Source organism: Halomonas sp. B23F22_20, from assembly GCF_043496985.1.
Lineage (GTDB): Bacteria > Pseudomonadota > Gammaproteobacteria > Pseudomonadales > Halomonadaceae > Halomonas.
This window is the reverse complement of sequence record NZ_JBIEKH010000112.1, coordinates 1-617: the sequence shown is the minus strand read 5'-3', so window position 1 is coordinate 617 and position 617 is coordinate 1. Positions and strand designations below refer to the sequence as shown.

Sequence of the window (617 nt, the reverse complement as noted above, 5' to 3'; positions counted from 1 at the left end):
GTCACCAGCCGCGTCTACGGCTTCGTCACCGAATACTCGCTGGTGGCGGTGCCGATGTTCGTGCTGATGGCCTCGTTGCTCGACCGATCGGGGATCGCCAAGGACCTGTTCAACGCCATGCGCGTGTTTGCCGGCCGCCTGCCCGGTGGCGTGGCGGTGCAGACCATCGTGGTGGCCTTCTTCCTGGCCGCGCTGTCCGGGATCATCGGCGGCGAGATCGTGCTGCTGGGCATCCTGGCGCTGCCGCAGATGCTGCGCCTGGGCTACGACAAGCATCTGTCGATCGGCGTGGTCTGCGCCGGCGGGGCGCTGGGCACCATGATGCCGCCGTCGATCGTGCTGATCATCTACGGCCTGATCGCCTCGGAGTCGATCGCCGACCTGTTCACCGCGGCCATCACCCCGGCGGTGATCCTGATGCTGTCCTACATCGGCTACGTGCTGGTGCGCTGTCTGCGCAACCCCGCCATGGGCCCGCCGATGAGCGACGCCGACCGCGAGGAGGGCTTCGCCAACCGCTGGCAGGCGCTGCGCGCCATCATCGTGCCGGGGCTGATCGCGGCGCTGGTGCTGGGCTCGATCTACGGCGGCGTGGCCTCGGTGACCGAGGCGGCGGC

Annotated in this window: 1 protein-coding gene; it reads left to right on the top strand. The window is 69.0% G+C overall.

Going from position 1 to position 617, the window contains the following annotated elements:
• A partial coding sequence (locus ACGTN6_RS20850) for a TRAP transporter large permease subunit (RefSeq protein WP_394595006.1) occupies nucleotides 1–617 on the top strand: 617 nt, incomplete at both ends.